Origin of the sequence: Candidatus Sarmatiella mevalonica, assembly GCF_016751895.1 — a bacterium.
Taxonomy (GTDB): Bacteria; Pseudomonadota; Alphaproteobacteria; order Rickettsiales; family Rickettsiaceae; genus Sarmatiella; species Sarmatiella mevalonica.
The window spans coordinates 1-17,758 of record NZ_JACVVM010000001.1 but is presented as its reverse complement, the minus strand read 5'-3'; the positions used below and the strand labels follow the sequence as shown (position 1 = coordinate 17,758).

Annotated in this window: 21 protein-coding genes, 1 tRNA gene and 2 pseudogenes; 16 read left to right on the top strand and 8 right to left on the bottom strand. The window is 35.9% G+C overall.

The features are described from left to right. Positions 1-31: 31 nt before the first annotated feature. Positions 32-1,348 (top strand): MFS transporter, encoded by a 1,317-nt coding sequence (locus tag Sarmat_RS00120; protein WP_202148831.1) that lies wholly within the window; start codon positions 32-34, stop codon positions 1,346-1,348. Beyond that, positions 1,338-2,711 (top strand): sodium:solute symporter family protein, encoded by a 1,374-nt coding sequence (locus Sarmat_RS00115; protein ID WP_202148830.1) that lies wholly within the window; start codon positions 1,338-1,340, stop codon positions 2,709-2,711. The genes Sarmat_RS00120 and Sarmat_RS00115 overlap by 11 nt, the downstream gene beginning before the upstream one ends. Here the strand turns inward: Sarmat_RS00115 and Sarmat_RS00110 are convergent. Then, complete coding sequence (locus Sarmat_RS00110) at positions 2,708-2,944, bottom strand: DUF2312 domain-containing protein (protein ID WP_202148829.1); 237 nt, start codon at positions 2,942-2,944, stop codon at positions 2,708-2,710. The two genes, Sarmat_RS00115 and Sarmat_RS00110, sit on opposite strands and share 4 nt — an antisense overlap. Before the next feature lie 179 nt (positions 2,945-3,123). Here Sarmat_RS00110 and Sarmat_RS00105 point away from each other — a divergent pair, with 179 nt between their 5' ends. The 8 genes from Sarmat_RS00105 (at position 3,124) to serS (ending at position 9,672) form a co-directional block, all read left to right on the top strand. Next, positions 3,124-3,405 (top strand): hypothetical protein, encoded by a 282-nt coding sequence (locus Sarmat_RS00105; protein WP_202148828.1) that lies wholly within the window; start codon positions 3,124-3,126, stop codon positions 3,403-3,405. Between the two features lie 121 nt (positions 3,406-3,526). Continuing rightward, positions 3,527-4,048 (top strand): flagellar basal body rod protein FlgB, encoded by a 522-nt coding sequence (locus Sarmat_RS00100; protein ID WP_202148827.1) that lies wholly within the window; start codon positions 3,527-3,529, stop codon positions 4,046-4,048. A gap of 15 nt (positions 4,049-4,063) precedes the next feature. After that, a complete protein-coding gene (gene flgC, locus Sarmat_RS00095; protein WP_202148826.1) occupies positions 4,064-4,564 on the top strand; it encodes a flagellar basal body rod protein FlgC in 501 nt (166 codons plus the stop codon). 76 nt (positions 4,565-4,640) lie between these two features. Then, positions 4,641-5,189, top strand: a complete 549-nt coding sequence (locus tag Sarmat_RS00090) for a hypothetical protein (protein WP_202148825.1) — start codon at positions 4,641-4,643, stop codon at positions 5,187-5,189. 28 nt (positions 5,190-5,217) lie between these two features. Beyond that, on the top strand, positions 5,218-6,261 hold the full coding sequence (gene rsmH / locus Sarmat_RS00085; protein ID WP_202148824.1) for a 16S rRNA (cytosine(1402)-N(4))-methyltransferase RsmH: 1,044 nt from the start codon (positions 5,218-5,220) through the stop codon (positions 6,259-6,261). Positions 6,262-6,267: 6 nt separating this feature from the next. Continuing rightward, a complete protein-coding gene (locus tag Sarmat_RS00080; protein ID WP_202148823.1) occupies positions 6,268-6,609 on the top strand; it encodes a hypothetical protein in 342 nt (113 codons plus the stop codon). A 152-nt stretch (positions 6,610-6,761) separates the two neighbouring features. Then, positions 6,762-8,318 (top strand): peptidoglycan D,D-transpeptidase FtsI family protein, encoded by a 1,557-nt coding sequence (locus tag Sarmat_RS00075; protein ID WP_202148864.1) that lies wholly within the window; start codon positions 6,762-6,764, stop codon positions 8,316-8,318. 79 nt (positions 8,319-8,397) lie between these two features. Beyond that, positions 8,398-9,672, top strand: a complete 1,275-nt coding sequence (serS, locus tag Sarmat_RS00070; RefSeq protein WP_202148822.1) for a serine--tRNA ligase — start codon at positions 8,398-8,400, stop codon at positions 9,670-9,672. A gap of 218 nt (positions 9,673-9,890) precedes the next feature. Here the strand turns inward: serS and Sarmat_RS00065 are convergent, their stop codons facing one another. The 6 genes and pseudogenes from Sarmat_RS00065 to Sarmat_RS00040 form a co-directional block, all read right to left on the bottom strand. Next, entirely contained in the window at positions 9,891-10,097 is a 207-nt protein-coding gene (locus Sarmat_RS00065; protein ID WP_202148821.1) for a transposase, read from the bottom strand. Between the two features lie 84 nt (positions 10,098-10,181). After that, positions 10,182-10,367 carry a hypothetical protein gene (locus tag Sarmat_RS00060; protein ID WP_202148820.1) on the bottom strand — a complete coding sequence of 62 codons (186 nt, stop codon included), beginning with the start codon at positions 10,365-10,367 and terminating at the stop codon, positions 10,182-10,184. An 88-nt stretch (positions 10,368-10,455) separates the two neighbouring features. Then, positions 10,456-10,698 (bottom strand): annotated as a pseudogene (locus Sarmat_RS00055) (transposase); the annotation flags it as partial. After that, a pseudogene (locus Sarmat_RS07245) lies at positions 10,674-10,802 on the bottom strand (helix-turn-helix domain-containing protein); the annotation flags it as partial. The pseudogenes Sarmat_RS07245 and Sarmat_RS00055, both read right to left, overlap by 25 nt. 629 nt (positions 10,803-11,431) lie before the next feature. Then, positions 11,432-11,926 carry a hypothetical protein gene (locus Sarmat_RS00045; protein WP_202148819.1) on the bottom strand — a complete coding sequence of 165 codons (495 nt, stop codon included), beginning with the start codon at positions 11,924-11,926 and terminating at the stop codon, positions 11,432-11,434. A gap of 293 nt (positions 11,927-12,219) precedes the next feature. After that, the gene (locus Sarmat_RS00040) at positions 12,220-13,155 is read right to left on the bottom strand and encodes an RNA polymerase factor sigma-32 (RefSeq protein ID WP_202148818.1); all 936 of its coding nucleotides are present in this window, start codon (positions 13,153-13,155) and stop codon (positions 12,220-12,222) included. Positions 13,156-13,535: 380 nt separating this feature from the next. On the opposite strand from Sarmat_RS00040, the gene Sarmat_RS00035 reads away from it, so the two are divergent. From Sarmat_RS00035 to Sarmat_RS00015, 5 genes are all read left to right on the top strand, one after another. Then, a tRNA-Asn gene (locus Sarmat_RS00035) sits at positions 13,536-13,610 on the top strand. Between the two features lie 306 nt (positions 13,611-13,916). Continuing rightward, complete coding sequence (gene grxD / locus Sarmat_RS00030) at positions 13,917-14,237, top strand: Grx4 family monothiol glutaredoxin (protein ID WP_202148817.1); 321 nt, start codon at positions 13,917-13,919, stop codon at positions 14,235-14,237. 88 nt (positions 14,238-14,325) lie between these two features. After that, the gene (ubiG, locus tag Sarmat_RS00025; RefSeq protein WP_202148816.1) at positions 14,326-15,111 is read left to right on the top strand and encodes a bifunctional 2-polyprenyl-6-hydroxyphenol methylase/3-demethylubiquinol 3-O-methyltransferase UbiG; all 786 of its coding nucleotides are present in this window, start codon (positions 14,326-14,328) and stop codon (positions 15,109-15,111) included. A 137-nt stretch (positions 15,112-15,248) separates the two neighbouring features. Further along, positions 15,249-16,016 carry a CDP-alcohol phosphatidyltransferase family protein gene (locus Sarmat_RS00020; RefSeq protein ID WP_202148815.1) on the top strand — a complete coding sequence of 256 codons (768 nt, stop codon included), beginning with the start codon at positions 15,249-15,251 and terminating at the stop codon, positions 16,014-16,016. Positions 16,017-16,234: 218 nt separating this feature from the next. Next, positions 16,235-16,474 carry a hypothetical protein gene (locus Sarmat_RS00015; protein WP_202148814.1) on the top strand — a complete coding sequence of 80 codons (240 nt, stop codon included), beginning with the start codon at positions 16,235-16,237 and terminating at the stop codon, positions 16,472-16,474. Between the two features lie 664 nt (positions 16,475-17,138). Here Sarmat_RS00015 and Sarmat_RS00010 read toward each other — a convergent pair. Then, positions 17,139-17,249, bottom strand: coding sequence for an IS630 transposase-related protein (locus Sarmat_RS00010; protein WP_202148813.1), 111 nt, complete (start codon positions 17,247-17,249; stop codon positions 17,139-17,141). A 123-nt stretch (positions 17,250-17,372) separates the two neighbouring features. On the opposite strand from Sarmat_RS00010, the gene Sarmat_RS00005 reads away from it, so the two are divergent. Continuing rightward, a partial coding sequence (locus Sarmat_RS00005) for a transposase family protein (protein ID WP_341826588.1) occupies positions 17,373-17,758 on the top strand: 386 nt, incomplete at its 3' end.

Sequence of the window (17,758 nt, the reverse complement as noted above, 5' to 3'; positions counted from 1 at the left end):
AAAGAATACCAGTTAATACAAGTGAGGCTCTATGCCAAAAATCTTTTCCAAAGATCATGCAATAGTTTTTTATTTTGGGATTATTAGTGGTTTTAGTTTAGTTATTACTAGCAGCAATTTGAATTACCTCTTAGCTGCAAATGGGGTGTCATTATCTACCGTAGGTTTATTTTCTTTAGTTTCTCTACCATACTCTATTAGTTTTTTCTGGTTACCCATAATTGAATACTTTAGTTCACTATCTGGTCATAGGGTGTTGGCGAATAACTTGCTTTGTATTTGCTTTGTGCAATATAGCTTAGCTCTGCTGATTTATCTATTATCCAATAATGTTAATACACATCAGGAGATAGTTGCAATCGGCTCTATTTCGTTCTGTATTGCATCACTAAGTTCTATACAAGATGGGTTGCTTGGGGGTATGAGAGGGAGGATTGTTGCGAAGCAAAATCAGCCATTTTCCTGTGGTTTTTATGTGTGTGGTTATAGAGCTGGAATGTTATGTTGTAGTAGTGGAGCTATCTATTACTCGGCCTTTTATTCTTGGCAAGAGATATATCGTTGTTTAAGTCTCATAGTGCTTTTGTTTAATGCAGGATTATTGTTTTTGTTTTTTCGTGGTTGGTTTCAAGAAAATCAAGAATCTTTAAATGAAAGAGAGATTGTAACTGTATATGATGCTATTGTGTCAACGCGCAAAAATAGCGCTAAGTCTATAATTAAAAGATACTTATCTGCTTTATGGCCGGAATTTGATAGCAATAATGCGCATTACAACTCTGGCATTAAATTTGCTTTGATAGTACTATTCTTAATAGTATACAGATTGCCAGATAATTGTTTAAATTTAATACTTACTCCATTCTTACTGCATGTAGGTTATAATGCTCAGGATATCGCTATATCTGGCAAGTTATTAGGTTCTATAGGAGCAATATTAGGAGGGGTTGTGGGTGGGGCTATATTAAGTAAAAAAACGATTCGTTTTTGCTTGATTTGGTTTTGTGCAGTGCATTCCCTTGCCCATGTACTATATATCTATCAAGATCTTCAGAAATGTTACTGGTTATTTATCATTACTACAATTTTAGAAAGCATTACTTGCGGCATGACGATGAGCGCATATCTGGCTTTCATTAATTCCTTGTGTACCGGTAAATTTAAAGCGACGCAATATTCACTCTTCACTTCTTTTCTTGGTTTAGCGCGCGCGATTTTGCCAAGTATTTCTGGTTATCTAGTAGAACTGTGTGGTTGGCGCTTGTTCTTTTTGGCGGCTACTTTTACTTTTGTACCCTCTTGGATTATCATTAATAAAATTTACCGCTCTTATATACATGATAGATAATTTAGTTGTCTTTGTTTATTTAATATCCATTTTATTCACTGGTTTGCTGAATAGAGCGAAGAATAAGGATTTAAAAACTTATTCTTCAATTGCGAACATTTCTAGAGGATACGGTATATTAATGATAGCCACTATTTTTGCTTCTGCTGTTGGTGGTGGTACTGTCTTTGGATTAACGCAAAAAGCTTATATTGGGGCAATTGCATATCCCATCGCTTTTATGTTTAATGTGGTGTTCGATGTTTTAATTGCTAAGTATATCGTGCCTAGATTAGCGCTGCATTATCAGAAACAAACGCCTGGAGATATTATGGCGCAGTATTATGGTACTTTAGGTAGAATTATCGCCGGCATAGGAACTATTATTAGCTCTATGGGATATTTGGCTGCGCAGATTTTGGTGTCTGGCACTATCTTTCAATATATATTAGAGATTAATAAAATATATGCCATTTTTTTTAGTTATGCGATAGTTATTGCTTATACAACTTTTGGTGGATTAAAATCTATCGTATTCACTAATTTATTGCAGTTTTTTACTATGATCATCGCCGTTCCTATAATTGCAATTATTGGAATAAAGACTGTGGGATGGAGTAGCGTAGTAGAATATTTTATGACGGATAGTAAATTTATCACCAACAATCTAGCGCAAGAAGTTTTGGCACTCTCTATTAGTTTTAGTGTTATCACTATCTATCCTACATTTATACAAAGAATATTATTAGATAAAGAAGCGCGCAATACTACTAAGGCTATTTATATAAAGTCTATAATATACTTCTTTTTTATTGCAATAATCATGGCTAATGGCGTGATTGTTTCTTATCTATTTCCAGGGCAAGACCCAGCCTTAGCATTTTGTAATATGATAGACGATACTATTCCGGTGGGGTTGAAGGGTTTAGTGATTATCGGTTTGCTTTCTGCCACTATGTCTACCGCAGATTCAGATTTAAATGTTATTTCAATCAGTTTAACCAAAGATATCATCAGCCCTATTTTTAATATTAAAAATAATACAAAGTTATTGATGTTTGCTAAAATCGCTAATATAGTAATAGCCCTTGTCGCGATCTTACTAGCATTGAAATTTGAGCATGTTGTGGATCTAGTAGTGTTTATTACTGGTTTTTGGGTGCCTATTGTTTGCGTGCCTTTAGTATTCGCGCTATATAAAGTAGTGGTGAGTAAATGGCAGATGGGCATCTGTTCGTTTTTGGGCGGGGTAGCGTTTGCTAGTTGGCACGCTCACATGACCATCTGTAACATCAAAGGCGTATTTATTGGCGCTTTAGTGAGTTGCATAGCTCTAAGCATTACGCATTACCTAAATGGCAAATGCGCAAAATCGACAAGTTAAATATTCAAAACTTCTCGATATAACTCTAGCATCTCATCTTGTTGAATTAATTCATCCCTTTTCATTTTTTTTAACTTTATAATTTGCTTTAAAGCTTTAACGTCAAAACCTTGGTTTTTTGCATCAGCATATACATCTTTTATTTCTTGATTAATATCCTGTTTATCAGTTTCAAGTTTTTCAATTTTATTCACTATTGCAAGTAGTTCATTTTTTGCTATTACTTCACTCATTTTGCTATTTTTTTTATTAAATTTTATATGATTATTTTATATATTTTTAGTACAGATATATATACATCTAAAATATTTTTTTTACAATCTATAAAAAGGTAAACAAAAACTTGACTTTATTAATTCGGTAAATTACATCAATATATTGTAAGGGATAATTATTTATAATCAATAACTCTATGTTCTCTATATCTAAATCTTTTCTAAAGCATGCATGGATATTCCTTTCTTTATTTAGTTTTTATATGTTGTGTTATGCTAATCACTGCCTGGCACGCGGCGGCATAGACTCTCAACAAGAAGCGCAATGGCAGGGGCAGGGAATACCAGTAGAAGAACAACAGCCAGCAAAAAAAGTGCGCGTGATTCAATCGGACAATAATGACAAGCAGGAGAGTGATATTCACGGTGCTAAAAATATTGACGAAAATACTACCGATGTTAGCGAAGATGAAGAGTAGTAAATACGATCTTGTTATTCTATTCTCTTGCTATGGGATGAGTTATGTAGTAAAATTGTCTACAAAAAACTACCAAAATTGTTGATACGCTCTTATATTTGTTATTTATTTTGCGATGCAATTGTTAAAAATATTTCTGTTTTCGTGCTGCGTGTGTGTCGCTCAGTGTTACGCATATTCTGATGATTACGCCGAAGGCAGCGTGTGGTCTGCGGTATCTCGCGATGCAATGGATCTAGCTGATAAAAAAATGCTCGCTGCCGCCGAGAGGTTAAAAATTCTATCAGAGAATGCAGCTAACGTTAATACCCCTGGTTATAAAGCTCGCGATTTGTATATAGCATTAAAAGATGAAGATTTGCCAGATTTAGAATTAGCTCAACCACACAGTCATCATTTTGCTTCTGGTTTAAAAAGGGTTCCGGATGGTTATGATGGTAGAATTCTTGCGCCTCAGTTAAAAAACATTGCGAAAAATAGTGTAGATGGTACTCAGGACAAGTACACAAAAATTAATGGCAATAATGTTTCTAGTATAGAACAAGCCGAAAAGATTGCTAAAACAAAAAGTGAGTATGATACTGCCTTGGCCGTGCGTAATGCTATGCGTGGATACATAGATACGGTGATTGGAGCGAGGTAGATTTTTGCGTTGAAAATGATGAGAATATTGTTATTAGCTATATCTTTCTGTATCGCTTATAATGTTATAGCCAAGAGTAGTCGCGAACAGGAGAGTGGCGAGCGTGTTGATGGTTTAACTGCGGCAATGAATGTTGGTATAAATGGAATGAATTTGCAGTCAGAAAGATTGAAAGTTGCTTCAGAAAATATTGCTAATATAGATACGCCTGTAACTAACGGCAGCGATGCTTACGTGAGAAGGGTAGTAGTGGTTCAAAATAAATACAACAAGCGTCTTGGCGCCCATTTAATTTCGGTAAAAAAAATTAATAAATCTAAGAGCGATAGATTTAGATATAGATATGATCCCAATCATCCTAATGCGAATGATGATGGATATGTAGTTTATCCAAATATAGAACGCGAAATAGAAGTGACGGATGCAACCGAAGCGCAGCGGAGTTATGAGTTGAATCTTGCTATAACTGACGTTGCAAAAAATATGATACAAAAAACCATAGATTCTATTAAATAAGCTACATTACTATTACCAGTATTACCAGAATAAAGCTTATATAAAATACAAAATTACAAAATATTGCATAAAGACCATGAATTCTCTTGATTTTTTACTAGCTCAAAACGCATACAACGCTTCTAAGATAAATCATCAGGAGCACGCCAAGGAGTCGAAAAATATTGTGCAAGATGCGGTGGAGTTTCATAAACAAATGCAAGTAAGTTTTAATAGATTGCATAAACTTACGCCAGAGGAAATAATTGATCGCGTCAACTCCTATAAACAGTCTGTAGGAAGCGTAGATTCTACCTTCATGCCAAAAGATCAAGTAGAACTTTCTCATAACGTATTGCAGGGAGTGAACATTATTGACAGTGTGGGTATTGCACCCAACGCAAGGAATTCTATGCCTAGCAAACCTATCGTTATCGATGAAATTGCTGCGTCTGATAATATAGTTAAAACATGCGTTAGTTCGTGGAGCAAACAGGTAGAGGCTGCAAGGAGTGCTATGCTTAGCAACAATGTAATAGAATTAAACAAAGCCTTGAGCAGCGCTCAACAAACACTTGCTACGCTCGCAAAGCTACGCGATGCCTTTACTAAGGCATGGGAACAATTAACAAATATGCAAATATAAGTAACAGTTAGATTATATTTGCTACTTTATGCCTAATTCATCCTCAATACAACCAGATAGTCTTTGCGCTAGTAACGCAAGTGTTCATGTGCCAGTGATGTTGGAACAGATGCTGCAATGTCTTGAGCCAAGAGATGACGAGATTTACTTAGATTGTACTTTTGGTGGAGGTGGGTATAGCTCAGCTATCTTAAATTACTCAAATTGTAATGTAATAGCGATTGATAGAGATGAAGTGACGAAGCAAACTGCGAAAGCTATGGAATTGCAATACGGCAGTCGTTTTCGTTTTATACATTCCCGCTATTCTTCCGCAATTAATCTTTTTACACGTAGCGATCAGCAGATTCGCTTTGATGGTATTGTGATGGATCTTGGCTTATCGCAAATGCAGCTAGACGATGAAAATCGCGGGTTTTCATTCAATTCGTCGGGAAAGCTAAGTATGGCTATGGGATTGAATGATTATGATGTTTTAGATTTTATACATTCCGCAACGCAACAACAAATAGCTGACGTGATTTATCATTATGGCGAAGAGACTGGCGCAAGGCGAGTAGCAAAAGCCGTGTTTTTGCATAAAGATAATATTAAAAATACTCGCGATTTAGCCCATATAGTGCGCAAATCACTACCTAAGAGAGGTAAGATAGACAACGCAACCAAGACCTTTCAGGCATTAAGGATACACGTGAACCAAGAGCTGCAAGAGCTAGAATATTTTTGCTATAATATGCATAAGATTTTAAATATAGGAGCGAGAATAATAATAGTTAACTTTCACTCACTAGAAGATAGGATAGTAAAAAATTTTTTCAAATTACATAAAATTTCTAAGGTAAAAAAGAGTAAATGGTCTAACAATGACGTTATACTAGATAGTGGGGGGGGTGCCAAACCTATGATAGCACCAGAAGAGGTTGATATAGAACAGGAAGCGCGGAGAGATGAATATCTTAATTTGGTATATCCCAAACCCCTTACTCCATCAGGGCAAGAGATAGTTAGAAATTATAAAGCGCGCTCTGCAAAGATGCGGGTAGCTGTGTATGAACCAAGAACATATGTATAAAATTAGATGTTAATAAAGATTAAACCAGTTTTATTCATTGTATTGTCTGTATACCTTGCTATAGTATGTAGTTTATTTTGCATAAAAGACAGGGTGGAACAAGTATCTCGTCAGCTAGATTTACTTAAAATGCAGATAGAGAAGGAAAGCGTGAACTTGCGTATATTAAAAGCAGAGTTAACATTTTTAGTATCGCCGGATAGTCTTGCAAATATCGCTGCGTTACGCGAAGATTTGCGATCGATTAAAGTAACGCAGATTGTGCCCAATCCTCTTTCGGAATTCAGCGATCAGTTTAGCGATAATCCTAACGGTGTGTATAGAGCTAGTTTTGGCGTGGGTTTTTGAATTTTCCGTAACTATCGTTCATTTTTCATATCATTTACTCAATGTTCTGGCGTTTCCATTACTCCGCCCATACTACTAAAAAACGAATCTTTACTTTGATTGTTGTTTTTAGTCTAGTCTTTATCATTCTGTCTATACGTTTAGTGCAAGTGATGACGAGACAAGTGAATAGTGATTATAGTAGCAAATATAATGAATCATTAAGCACATTAATTCAACAAAGACGTGAGATTGTGGACAGGAACAATACTTTTCTTGCTGTTAATCTCCCTTCTGCTTCGCTCTTCGCTAATCCTAAAAAAATACCTGATGTGGATCATGCAGTAGAAAAGTTATCGCAATTATTACCAGATTTAGATCGCTCTAAAGTTAAGAAGATATTGCGACAAAATAAGACCTTTGTGTGGGTACAGCGTGATTTAACGCCAGAACTGCAATTTAAAATAGAAAAAACTCCATTGCCAGGATTCGAGATTCAAAAAGAATATAAAAGATTTTATTTATTTTCCCACTTACTCTCTCATGTAATAGGATATGTTGGCAGAGATCAGAAAGGTTTGAGCGGTTTAGAGAAATTTTGCGATTCGATGCTACAACCTGAGCAAGATGTGTTTGCTGCCACAGAAAAGCCAACGCTACAGTTATCTATTGATATAAGATTGCAAAATATCGCAAATGAAGAATTAACTAAAGCGATTGAAGAGTTTAAAGCTATTGGAGGAGCTGTAATTATTGCAAACCCTAACAATGGCGAAATATTAGCAATGGTTAGTAAACCTGATTTTAACCCCCATCATCCAGCATCTTTTGCAGCGGAAAATTTATTTCATGTAAATTCTTTAGGAGTGTATGAGTTAGGTTCTGTATTTAAAATTTTTACTGTAGCCATAGGACTTGATACAAACACAACTAATTTAGACAAATTATATAATTTAGATTCTTTGAAGATTGGCGGGTTTTCTATTAAAGATCACCGCCCTAAGAAGGGAATGCACAGTTTATATGAAGTATTTTGTCAATCTTCTAATATTGGTGTTAGCCAAGTTGCCCTAGATGTTGGTAAGGATACATTTAAAGAATATTTAGAGAAATTTGGTTTTTTGAAGCAAATTGAAATAGAGTTAGCTGAACGTGGTATACCAATTACGCCAAATCATTGGTCCGATATTACTTTGGCTACTGTTTCTTTTGGTTATAGTTTGTCGGTTACTCCATTGCATTTGTTAAAAGCTTTTCTGCCAATAGTGAATGGTGGGTTGATGTTTCCAATTACTATAATTAAAAATAAAAATGACGGCATTGAACCAAAGCGAGTGTTAAGGCCTGAAACGTCCGATACTATGCGTCGGCTATTAAGAGCAGTTGTGGCCGATGGTACTGCAAAAAAAGCTAATGTTGATATGTATTTGATAGGTGGTAAAACTGGTACCGCAAATAAAGTAAGTGGCGGTAAATATTCTGGCAATGCTCGCGTAGCTTCTTTTATTGGAGCCTTTCCCATGAATAATCCTAAATATGTGGTGTATGTGTTATTAGATAACCCCCAAGCTACACCTAATACTTTTGGTTTTACAACTGCCGGTTGGAATGTTGCGCCTACAGCGAGTAAAATTATTCAGAGGATGATTGTTTTATATGGTATAGAACCTGATAGAGATAATTATAATCATCTTAAGCACGTCCAGGAAAAGAAAAAAAGGGAGATTTGACAGTTGGTCTCTTGTAAGAGAGTAGCTAATAAGTTAAATTAAGAATAAAATTTTAATTAAATAATGAGAGTGAGAGCGTATGATAGATGTAAAATGGATTTGTGATCATCCACAAGATTTTGATGAAGCTTTAAATAAAAGAGGTTTAGCATCCGCTGCATCACAGATTATTGCATTAGATAAAAGCAGAAGAGAAAAAATTACTTCTATGCAAAATTTGCAAAATGCAAAAAACACATACAGTAAACAGTTTTCGCAGGCTAATCATGAAACATTAGCGGAGTTAAAAAATCAAATTGCTGATATCACGAGTCAAATTAGTGAGCTGGAATCGCAAATAGAAGAAGATGATAATGCGTTGCAAGCATTACTAGAAGTTATTCCTAATATTTTGGATGAGAGCGTGCCATATGGTGAAAGCGAGGAGATGAACGTTTTAATTCGTGATTTTGGTAAGATTCCAGAAATCGAAGATCCGCTCGCCCATAACATTATAGGGCAGAAATTGGGTATGATGAATTTTGCTCATGCTGCTAAAATATCAGGTTCGCGCTTCGTGATTCTTTCTTCGTGGCTAGCAAAAATGGAAAGGGCGTTAGTATCTTATATGATAGATGTGCACGTGAATGAATTTGGCTTCAAAGAATTTGCCCCACCATTACTTGTGCGAGATCACGCCATGTTTTGTTCTGGTCAATTGCCTAAATTTGAGGAAGAATCTTTTAGCACTACCGATGGACGCAGATTAATTCCTACTTCCGAGGTGCCATTAGTGAGTATGTTTATGGACAGCATTACGCCGCAAGAGCAATTGCCTATAAGATGCACAGCAGCTACTCATTGTTTTAGATCGGAGGCTGGCGCGAGTGGCAAGGATACTGTGGGCATGATTAGAATGCATCAATTTACTAAGGTGGAGTTAGTATCTATTACTAATCCTAGAGACTCTCATCAGGAGCTGGAATATATCCTAAATTCCGCCGAAGAAATATTAAAACGCTTAGAGTTACCTTATAGAATAATGTTATTATGTAGCAAAGACACTGGCTTTGCGGCGGCAAAAACATATGATATAGAAGTATGGATGCCTTCGCAGGGTAAGTATCGTGAAATATCAAGCTGCTCTAATTGTACCGATTTTCAGGCCAGGAGGGGGAAGATTCGTTTGAAATCTCGCGATGGTACTAATAGCCTAGTGCATACGTTAAATGGTTCTGGATTAGCAGTTGGCAGGACTATGATCGCTATTATGGAAAATTATCAAAATTTTGATGGATCTATCACCGTACCGCCGGTTTTGGTGCCGTATTTAGGTACGAAAATTATCGAACCGTGCGGTGAATTGAATTATTAATCTTTTGCTTTTTTTAATGGACCCCTTTCTTAGCTCTACTCCTGATGGCAACTGCTTCGTCGCTGTCGATGTGTGAATATCCTCACATACTTTTTATGTACGCTGCTGCTCTGCGCTTCGTATGCTCCTCGCATTTGTCAATAGAGCTGCTGTGTAAGTAAGAAAGTAGTTATGAACTTAAAAAATACAGAGTATGTTAGGTATAGAGCTGATGTGTTTTATGCCGCTAATGCTTTATTATAAAATCCATTCTTGAAATTAATAGCCTTGCATTTATTACGGTAACGATTCGATAAAATGCGAAAGTTTTTAAGTTGAGCGATAATATTTTCAACTTTTATACGTCTTTTAGCAATATATATTTTTGCCAGTAACTCAAGGGCTTTTTCTTTCGTGTTTTTATCGGTGTCTTGGCGTTCTTGCAAAGTTTCTTTAACCCCTGATATCCGGAATCGGCATAAATATTGGTATCTATCGGAAGACGATCTTTTTGTTTATGAATTTTAAAATCATGAACCTTGCCGTGGTAGGGTTTTAGTCTTGAGCGTGTGCCTACGTTTCTTACCAGAATCTTTTTGCTTCTTGCTAGGCCTTTCAATTATTTGCTCCGTTACATCTATTAACTGTTCAGTCTCTTCATAGCTTAGGACGCGATCTTTTTCTATCGCAACCAACTTCGCGACCAATCGTTTCAAAGTTTTAATTATTCTGCATACCCTCGAAACATCGATCCCAAACATAAAATCTATCTGCATTTGAGTGCTGTAAGTACGATATAGTAATTTAGGTTGAATTAGGTATTTTAAAGAAATAAGAAATAGCCTCATATAATTGATCAAATTCAGTAATTTGATTTTTAATCCAACATTTCATATTAGCCCAAAATTTCTCTATTGGATTCAGATCTGGTGAATATGGAGGCAAAAAAATGATTCTGCAATTTACTGATTCAATCAATTCTTTTGTCTTTTTAGATTTATGAAAAAAAGCATTGTCCATAATTACAACTTGGCCAGAAGATAATTGCCTTCTTTTTTATATTTTCGGTACCACCTTCCTATTGCTGATACACTTATTTTAAATAATTTAGATGCTTGGTCATAACCATTCCCAGCTTCTAAATATTCTACACTACCTTTTCTCTTGAATCATTGCTATAGCTTTTTGTCATTTTTCCTTCATTATAACGAAAAATTATATCTAATTCAATCTAAATTACTATAGTATAAAACCTACCAGGCCTCTTGTATTTGCCAACGACTTTCTTTGCTCATGATACTTCAAGTTTCTTCACTAAAATATCAAATTCTTCGCAACTAATGCCAAATAATCTTAAAAAAAATCCTGGATGTTTCCTGATTTTTGTGTATGATATTGCCATATATGGAGTAGTTTTGTGTTGAAATAAACTCCATATATACCTTCTGTCTTAAAAAATCAAGGCCTCTTCCTATCATTAGGCGATATATTCTCACTTACGCAACAGGTCTAATCATGAACTGGTTTGGAAAGAGGTTTCATGTTTAATAGTCAAATTGTGATGATTATCTAATTATTAACTAGACCTCTTTCGAAACTCGCTCATTGATGAGCAAATGCGAGGAGTATACGAAGCACAGAGCCGCAGCGTACTGAAGTACGTGAGGACTTGCGCATCGACAGCGTCGCCAAAGTTGCCATCAGGAGTAGAGTTAGGAAAGAGGTCTACTATTTAGTTTAACTTTTTAAGTTCTGATTCACTATTAAGTTTGAAGTGCTATTAGAAATGTGCAGAAGATAAGAAGTCGCGGAATTCAATAAAAGTTCTTCTACTAAAAACGGCGCTTGAACAATGGGTAGCGCTTTTGATTTGCACTTGCACATCTTTCGCTGAACTGAGACGATAGATTTGTTCGAATGTGAGCTCAAAGACAGCGACTTCAACATGCCCTCTATCATGATTATAAGATAAGATGGTTGGTGCTGTGATGGGCTCAAGATTATAAATTTCAGATTTGTCTATAAGAAATGACAGATGGTTATTTTTAACGCTAAACAACCTCTCGTTCATATTGGTGCGCCAATATAGTTTTAAAGAATATTTATTGCTTTCCCCATATTTCTGGATGGCGAAATGCATGATATTTTCGCCTTTTTCCTGAGTGAGCGGTATGTTGCTAGAGTCAGATTCCGACTTACTCCATGAATCGTTATATACTACTTCTGTTAAATCTGCGATAGGTTTGCAGCTACACAACAATGTCGCTACAAGCAAGAGCGAGAATAAGGGCAGGGCGCTGCGCATATTACATATAAACACAAAAACCACTAGTCATAAACAAAACCTTTAGATGTATTACTGATATAAATGGTCGAATCAACCAGCCGAATCAATCTGCAATGAGCTTGATTGGACCTCTTTCGAAACCTGCTCAATCATAAACAAACGCAAAAACGAGTGAAGGTGGGGAACTTCGAGCGCGCACAAAGCATAAGTGATGGTTTCAAAGCGAAACACAGTCGGCGTTTTTCAGGAGCGAGTTTCGAAAGAGGTCTATTTGCAAATGCCTATTTATCGGTAGAATGCAGGAGATGCGAAGCGTTGGATAGCACGAACGCCTTCACCTTTTCTAGCGCTTTCTCTGCTATCTGCCTCACTCTTTCTTTAGAAATACCATGCGCTTCGCTCAGCTCCCTTAATGGCAAGGCGGGGTTTGATAATATGCGCCCCACAAAAATTTCAGCCTCTCGGGGATGCAGAGAGTTGATGGCTTGCTGTAACAACGCCTTGCGCAGCGCAGTTTCTTCTTCCGCAATCACTACGGCTTCTTGGCTTGGTGCGTTAGATGGCAACAAGTCTACTAATTTGCATGGAGTGCCGTCTGATGAATGAGAAACTATTCCATCCAATGAAACGTCACGTTTACTTAATCTAGCATCCATTTCTACTATATCACTTATAGAAGCATTAGTACTTTTTGCGATTTCTTGGAAATCATCATACCCGATGTCTCTGCAATGTATTTGGCGCAATTTATTTTTAATTTTATTTAGACTGAAGAAGAGCTTTCTCTGGCTCACTGTACTAGCCACCTTCACCAAGGACCAGGAGCGCAAAATAAATTCTTTCACATAAGCCTTAATCCACCAGGTAGCGTATGTAGAAAGTCTAAAACCTAAATCTGGCTTATATTTTTTTACTGCATGCATCAGGCCTAAGGTCCCCTCAGAGATTAAGTCAGACAAGAGCAACCCCGAGCTTTGATAAGCAAAAGCTACCTTTACTACCAATTTTAAGTGACTCGTAACGAGCGCTGCGGCGGCTTTTAAATCAGCGAATTGAATATATTTATTGGACAGATCTAATTCTTCTTCTTTAGAAAGAGATGGAATGGCATTAATTTTTCTAATATATTCAGTAATATTTAAGTTTCCTAAGCCTTCTAGATGTGTTAGACCTAAGCTAGAAGAGCAATTATTATCTATGGATGCTAACATATTCATAAACTATACCTCTTAAAAAATTCTTAAAAAATTGCTTAATTAATAGGTTCTTAGATTTAAAATATTTAAAAATAGATAAGGCAACTCAGGAAAAAACGCAAATAACAGAGGCCTTTTTTAAAAGATCAATCAAAGATCAACTAAATAATAAAAAAATAATAAAATAATTTTTAATTATAGCGCAATTAACGCTTACGCCTATCTCATTGAAGACTTTTGCAAAAAGGGGCGCAGCACAAATCTAACTACATATATATTATAATACTCAGAGTCACAGCTTTCAAGGCTTGCAGAGAAAAAAATAAAAATAACATATTTTTCCCTTAAGTTGCTTGACGCTCAAAAAAAAACATGATACATTCAGTCTCGATGGCGTTTATTCCTCGATAGCTCAGCGGTAGAGCTAACGGCTGTTAACCGTTCGGTCGCTGGTTCGAATCCAGCTCGGGGAGCCATTCATCTTCCCATCTGTTAGCTTGGTTTCTGGGCTGAAGTTCATTTTATTTCTCTTGGTAGTTTCTATACACTTCTTCATTTAGTGCGTTCTGCTGTAGAACGTATTACGTAAATATGCGATAAACTAGATAGTGAACTGACTTTAGCATTGATTGTTATATAGTTATTTTTCATCCATTTGCTTACCTTTATTAATTAATATAAACACAATATAAACATATATAGATATGCACAACACCTCCGCTGACTCCGATCAATTCATTGCTCAATCCCCTCTCAATACGCAGGATGAGACGAGTAAGGACATGAGTGACGAATCATTAGCATTAGATGAAATTCGTTCTATCATTCAAAATAATAAAATGGTTTTTTTTATTAAAGGTACTCCTGAAAGCCCCGCGTGTGGTTTTACAGTTAAAATTACTAATATTGCTAAGACTTTAGGTATTGAATATACCTATATTGATGTGATTTCAAAACCGAACATCAGATCTGCAATTAAAAAATTTACAGATTGGCCAACAATTCCACAAATTTTTATCGATGCGCAGTTTATTGGTGGTTGCGATATTTTTGTTGAAATGTATGAGAGTGGTGAATTAAATAAAATGTTTAATATTGCTTAAATATTTACTAAACAGCATTTACATAAACTAACTAGTACATGCCAACTGATACATGCTAAAACTGCTAAAACTATGGTTATAAAAATTAATGTCTAGCGTAGATGAAGCGCCATTTTTAAATTTCGCTGATATCCTGAATTCAGATGAAGTGAAGAAGTTTGATGCCACTGGGCATGATTGGTTTGATGTAAACGGTAGTTTTAAAACCTTACATCGCATTAACCCCATCCGCATTCAATATATAGAGCGTATGATTGCTACTTATTGCTTGCGTGTGCAGGTTGAGGAATTAAGTTCCGCCGAGAATCGTTCTCGAAAGAGGTCTATTAAAATATTAGACTTAGGTTGTGGTGGAGGCTTAGCTTCTGAGGCGTTGAGTAATTTGGGATATGATGTGGTTGGGGCTGACGCTTCTGAAGGGCATGTTAAGATTGTTCAAAAACAATATCCTAATTCTAAAGTGAATTATATTACCTTTTCTCGGTTAGCAGAGTTAAAAATGTGTTTTGATGTGGTATTGTGCTTAGAGATGATAGAGCATGTGCAAAGTGCACAGAATCTCGTAGGTCTGATTTCGCAATTAGTAGATTCTGCCGGTATTGTTGTGCTGTCTACGATTAATAGAACTCCGAAGTCTTATTTTACCGCAGTGCTGATGGCGGAATATATTTTACGCATCATTCCTAAGAATACTCATAGCTATGCTAAGTTATTGCGTCCATCTGAAATCGTAGAAATGTTTACTAAATACAACATGCGATTATTAGATTTAACTGGACTATCTTATAGTTTTTTGCAGCAAGAATGGCGTTTGATTAATGATTTAGGCGTAAATTACTTTCTTACTGCTGCGATAATGAGAGGTGGGTTGTAATAATATTTTATGAGTTTTTGTGATTACCTCTTTACTTATGATATAAACTCTGTCAGTATAAGCATTGGTAACTGAAAGGTGCTGTGTTTACTGTGATTTTCTATTTTTTAATCTCCTGTATTGCATATAAAAACCTTATGTTTAAAATTAACAAGATTGCGTTTAGTAAGCCTATTCCTTTCAGTTATCTTTTACCTAATATGATTACTATCTTGGGATTGTTAATAGGCGTGACTTCTATACGACTTGCTATAGAGTGTAGATGGCATGAGTCTGTAACCTGCATCTTAGTAGGCGGTATGATTGATGGATTAGATGGGAGAATAGCTAGGTTGTTGAATCGCACTAGTATATTCGGCGCTGAGTTGGATTCTTTGTGTGATTTAGTGAATTTTGGTGTAGCTCCGGTTTTGGTTTTATATCTGTGGCACGGAACTACAACTAGCGATCTTTTGCTATGGTCTGCTATGCTTCTTTTTGTTTCGTGTATGGCACTGCGTCTCGCGCGGTTCAATTCTGCAATTTTTCTTGATAAATTCACATCAAAGGATAAATATTTCTCCAGAGGCGTACCTGCGCCGTGTGGCGCCCTTCTTTTGCTTGCTCCAATGATTTTTGATTTTGCTTGTGATGTAAAAATGAATGCTGTGCCTACAACTTCTATTTTTATCTTCTGTTATTCTTCGTTTGTTTCTGCGCTGGTAATTAGTCGCGTGCCCACTCTCATTATCAAGCATTGTAGAATACAACCGAAATATCTTATCTACTGCATAGTTCTCTTCTTTGCGTTTATCATAGGCATAATCACCTATCCTTGGCATACTCTTGCCGCTTGCATCATATTGTATTTTCTATCTATTCCGTGTTGCGTTTATTATTTTAATAAAATGTCTAACGTCAATTAACAAAAAAGTAGTCGGTAAGTAAATAATCGATAAGTCATCGATAAGTAGTCGGTAAGTAAATAACAAATCATTTGCGCAACTCGTTCAGATCAAGAACGAGTGTGGGGTGAGGATTTGCATATATACACAGGTTTTATTTTATAATATAGCGTAACGTGTCCAATAATATTCACAATATATATAAAGTTTTTTTACATAAAGTTTTTTTAATTTTCTTTTTGTCTCTTATTCTTTTTGGTTGCGCTAAGAAAATCTGGCAGCGCAACTGGAGTAAAGAGGGGGTGACGGTCCAGCAGAGGGATGAGGCGATCTATTGTTGCCTACAAAAAGCGCAGCAATCCTATAAAATAGGGAGATGGATTGTGCCCAGCGTGAGTGACACAAAAACAAATGAGGATTTGTTTACTTGCTGTATGAAGGCTAATGGCTTCAGTCTTGTAGGTCGTGACAAGCGCTAATTTACGAAAAATGAGTGAAGAACCTCTTGCTAAATGCACTCATGAGGAGCTAATGTAAGGAGAAATGAAGTTTGGTGTTGAGTATACATGGAGTTAACGTAAGGGGTTCGAATCGACAAACGTCGTTGATGTGAAGGAGTGGCGTTTCGAAAGAGGCATGATGCATATATAGTCAATTAACTTGAATTAGGGATAATATGTGGTATGCTCAAATGAAAAAATGAATACAAAGGCTTTAATACGGACATAAGAATTAGGGTGATCAGACATATTGCATCAGGAAAGAGTCAAGCTTCAGCTGCGTTATTATTTTGAGTAAGTAAGAGCGCTGTAAATAGGTGGTGGATCCGTTATAAAGAAGATAAACAAGTTGCAACAAAGCCTAAATTGGGCAGTAAGGGCAAGATAGACATAGCTACCTTAAAAGGGTATGTGATAGCAAATCCAGATAAGAATTTAGTAGAAATTGACGCAAGATTTATAGTAGACCTGTTGCGTAAGTGAGAATATATCGCCTAATGATAGAAAGAAGTCTTGATTTTTCAAGACAAGGGTATATACGGAGTTTATTTCAACACAAAACTACCTCATATATGGCAATATCATACACAAAAATCAGGAAACATCCAAGAATTTTTTTAAGATTATTTGGCATTATAGTAATTTAGGTTGAATTAGGTATTTTAAATAATTCAGATGCTTGGTCATAACTATTCCCAGCTTCTAAATATTCTACTACTTCTTCTCTTAAATCATTGCTATAACTTTTTGTCATTTTTCCTTTCAGTAGACCTCTTGCGTAAGTATATAGAATTGGAAATTACTTACAGGGAGGGGTTGATATTTTTTATAAAGCGTGTATAGAACTTGATTTTTAACCAACAAGAGACTACACACAATGATAAGATACAGTAAAATTGCTAAACATCCAAGAGTTTTTTTAAGATTATTTGACATGGGGCTAGAAGGCATGGAGCTAGAAAAGTTTGAAATAATAATAAAGAAGCTAGAGCCGCTTATGGCTGGTCTAGTTGCAATTGAGAAGAATCGAGAATTAAGTTACGAAGAGGCGGCCCAGCTAATTGATGTTACTGAGCAAATAATAGAAAAGCCTATCAAAAAACAGAGGGAATATTTTTCAGGCAAGAAAAGGAAGTATACGTTTAAAACAGAAATAAGGGTAAATTCATTTGGACAAATTCGCAATGTTTCGAAATCATATAAAGGCAGGGATCATGATTTTAAAATTCATAAAGCTGGTGATCCTTTACCTATTGGAACAAG